The sequence below is a fragment of the Dactylosporangium sp. NPDC048998 genome (assembly GCF_043197855.1).
Lineage (GTDB): Bacteria > Actinomycetota > Actinomycetes > Mycobacteriales > Micromonosporaceae > Dactylosporangium.
Genome location: NZ_JBICTV010000088.1, coordinates 1 through 3,751 on the forward strand (window position 1 = coordinate 1; position 3,751 = coordinate 3,751).

Consider the following 3,751-nt stretch of genomic DNA (forward strand, 5'->3'; position numbering starts at 1 on the left):
AGATCCGGCAACGCCTTCGCACCCGCCGCCGAGGCCAGCTTCGCCGGGTACTCCTCATTCGGGTACGCGGTCACCTGCACCTGGTTCTTGTGCGTAGCGTTGTACGCGGCCGCGAAGGCCTTCGACTGGGTCTCGGTCGCGGCCCGGGTCCACAGGGTGAGCGTCGCGCCACTGTCGGCGTCGGCGGCGGTGGCGGGGGCTTTGTCATCACCGCACGCGGCGGCGCCGAGCAGCAGGGCCGCAGCGACGGTGCTGCACATCCAGCGTTTCACCGATCATTCCTTTCCCTCGACTCCCTCGACGATGGATGGTGGTGCGAGACCCCGGCGAGGCGGGCGATGTCCCGCATCGCCGGGGTCTCCGCACGGTGTGCATGCTCAGCCGTAGGCCTTGACCTCGAGCAGCCCCACCGAGGCGGCGCCGCTGGTCAGCAGCACCCGCAGCCGGGTCGTGCTCACCTGGGTGAAGGTCACGTGGTTGTACTGGTTGACCGCGATCGGGTAGCCGGACGCGCCGGGCACGTCCACGTAGGCGGTGCCGTTCCAGGACTGCAGCTTCCACGACGCCGGCACCCGCACTCCCCCGTTGTCGTCGAAGAAGTACACGTCGGCGCTGGACAGCGTCTGCGCCGAGCCCCAGGTCAGCAGCGCCCACTGCTCACCCGTGTTGGGCCAGGTGCCCCACCGCGGGTTGACGGTGTCGTTGGAGACCGGCGGGTCGATGCCGTCGTTGAGCGCGGCGACGCTCTCCCACGGCGAGGTGTACGACGCGGTCGGCGTGGCAGTCAGGGCCTTGTTCGTCGCGGGCGGGGGCTGGGTGCCGCCGCCGCGGTTGTAGACCTTCACCTCCGTCAGGCCGGTCTTGAACCCGGACGCGTGGGTCACCTGCACCCGCAGCCGCGTGGTGCTGACCGCGGTGAAGCGCACCAGGTTGTAGTTCGACTGCGGCGCGGCCGGGGTCTTGACCTGCGCCGCGGCGTTCACCCAGGCGCTGCCGTCGTAGTACTGCACCTGGTAGGACGCCGGCGGCCGGTAGTGGTTGGTGGCCCGGTCGTTGCGGAAGTACAGCCGGACCTCGTCGACGGTGCGCGCCTGGCCGAGGTTGAGCTCCAGCCAGTCGGTGGCGTTGGGCGATCCCCAGGTGCCCCAGATCGGCTCGTTGATCGGGAACCCGTCGACCGCGTTGGCCCCGGCGGTGCCCGACGCCGTGTAGGAGGCGGTGGTCGCCACGCCCTGGGCGTAGTTGGTGAGGTTGGCGGTCAGGTCGACGCCGGCCTTGTTGAACATGTCGACCATCTGCGCGCTGCTCTGGGTGACCTGGGTGGGCGCCTGCAGGCCCGCGTAGGCCTGGCTGTAGAGCACGGTGGCCGTGGTCGTCACGGCGCCGGTGTCCGGGTTCCAGGTCATCGGCACGAGCCGGTCGATGGTGGCGACGCGGGTGCCGTTGACGAAGATGGAGTACCCCTGCGGGATGCCGGCGTACTTCACCACGCCGTCGGCGGGGTCGTCCCAGACGATGCTCAGGTCGGCGTTGCGGTACCGCAGGTTGTTGGCCGCGAAGTTGGGCCAGCCGATGTTGATCGGGCTGAGCTCGACCAGCTTGTCGGCGCGCGGCCGCAGGCCCATCACGTCCTCGATGACGGTCCAGTTGCTGCTGCCGAGGATGTTGTGGTGGATCCAGGAGCGGTAGTCGATGCTCTTCGTCGACGCGTTCCAGTTGGACCAGAACTCGTTGGCGTCGGGCCACTGGGTGTTGCCGCCGATGTACTGCGCCCAGGCGTTCCAGTACAGCAGCTTCTTGTAGTCATCGGCGCTCATCCACTGGTTGGGGTAGTTGCGCAGCACCGAGGAGTACAACCGGAACTGCACCGTGGAGTTGATGGTGGAGAAGTTGTTCGTGCCCGGCGAGCCCGCGGCGGCCGCGGCGGCCTTGTCCTTCTGGTTCGCGGTGTAGAAGGGGAAGATCGGGTACTCGGCGGGGTCGGCGAACAGCCGCAGCGCCTGCTTGTACTCGTCGGTGTTGGGCATCGCCCCGACGGAGAACGGGTAGTAGTTGTTGATCTCCTTCCACGGCACCAGCGAGTTCGTGGCGATGTGGCGGTGCTCGATGAGCTTGTTGGTGGAGTCCCACAGGTAGGTCAGGATTGCCGAGCGGATCCGGTCGGCGATGGCCTGCATCTCGGCGGCCTTGGCGGTGTTGCCGGCGGCCTGGTAGGCCGCGGCGGCGGCCAGCGCCCCGCTGTAGACGTACGCCGACTCGGCCCGGTCCATGTTGCCGGACTTCCAGTGGAACGACACGGCGTCGGCGTCGTTGCCGGTCAGCGCGCCCCAGTCGTACTCGATGAGGCCGTCGTTGTTGTGGTCGTAGTAGGACAGCTGGCCCTTGACGTCGCCCTCGGCGTACTTCGCGAGATTGCCGGCGATGGCGGGCTGCCCGCCGTGGATCTCGTAGCTGCGCCAGGCGGCCTCGGCGATGTACTGCGTGTAGCTGTTGGACCAGTTCTCGGGGTCGCCGGGGTTGTCCATGAACCGGCCGCCCTTGGAGACCTGCCCGACCGACAGCCAGGGCCCGTAGGAGTAGGCGGGGTTGCGCAGGTACTTCAGGTCGTCGATGTGCATCGGCTGGGTGAGCACGATGGCGTTGTTGTAGCCAAGCGCCCCCTCGACCGAGATGGGGAACTGGTAGTCCTGGCCGGGGATGTCCACGTCCAGGTAGTTGAACCGCATCAGCCACCAGCGGTAGTAGATCTCCTTCTTGATGGCCGGCTCGGGCACGTCGAGGTAGGGCACGTTCTGCGCCCACCAGAGGTTGTAGGCGCGCACGTGGGTGGCGAAGGCGGTCTGCGCGGTGTAGCCCTTGTAGGAGTTGTACTCGGTCAGCGAGTCAGGGATCTCGTTGGTGACGAAGCCCATCACGACCTTGGTGGTGACCGAGGCGCCGGCCGCGAGGGTGACCGACCGGCCGAGCCCGCCACTGCTGACGGTGAAGCCGTCGGCCGACAGCCGCGGGTAGACGGTGGTGAGGTTGTTCTTCGCGGCGACCTGCCCGGTCAGCTCGCTGCCGCTGCCGGAGGTGGCGTAGGGCGAGGTGACCCGCAGCGCGATCGTCTGCGACGCTGTGCCGTTGTTGGTGATGGTGAGGTTGTCGACGGCGACGTTGTTGTGGGTGATGAACTTCATCTGGTCGATGCGCAGCGAGCCGTTGGTGTGCACGCTCTTCCAGTGGCTGGGCGCCTGCCAGCGCTGCGCCACCTGCTCGGTCCACGTGCCGGTGCCGGCGGTGACGGTGAACGCGCTCTGGTCGTTGATGCTCTCCCAGTAGGCGACGGCGCCGCCGAAGCCGAGCGTGCCCGGGTTGTGCGTCTTCATGAACAGCCCCCGGCCGCGGGTCATCAGCCAGGTGCCGGCCGGGTCGTTGCCGGGCCGGGCGAGCAGCCGGTCCATCCAGAAGTCGGTGCCGCCGCTCTCGGCATCGTAGCTGGCCTGCATGGTGTTGCCGGTGGTCATGGCGACCGGCGGGGCGGGCACGGCGGGCCCGCTGAACGTCGGGTAGCCGATGGTCTGGGCCGCGGCGGCGGGGCTGGCGGGCAGCGCCGCCGCGGCGAGAGAGGCGGTCAGGGTTGTCGTCAACGCGAGTGCCAGCCTGGACTTCCAGGTGGGGTGTGGCATCGCGTCACCTCCATTCAGGACGGGATGGTGGGCAGCCAGACGCGCATGGTCGACGGGCCGCGCCGGGCCCAGCGGTGGTAGGG

General features: G+C 68.5%; 2 protein-coding genes and 1 pseudogene. All 3 read right to left on the reverse strand.

Annotated elements, in window-relative coordinates:
* Positions 1-272: pseudogene (locus ACGFI8_RS47865) on the reverse strand (sugar ABC transporter substrate-binding protein); the annotation flags it as partial.
* 105 nt (positions 273-377) lie between these two features.
* Entirely contained in the window at positions 378-3,668 is a 3,291-nt protein-coding gene (locus ACGFI8_RS47870) for a discoidin domain-containing protein (protein ID WP_392815770.1), read from the reverse strand.
* 14 nt (positions 3,669-3,682) lie between these two features.
* On the reverse strand, positions 3,683-3,751 hold a 69-nt coding region (locus tag ACGFI8_RS47875), incomplete at its 5' end, for a hypothetical protein (protein ID WP_392815772.1).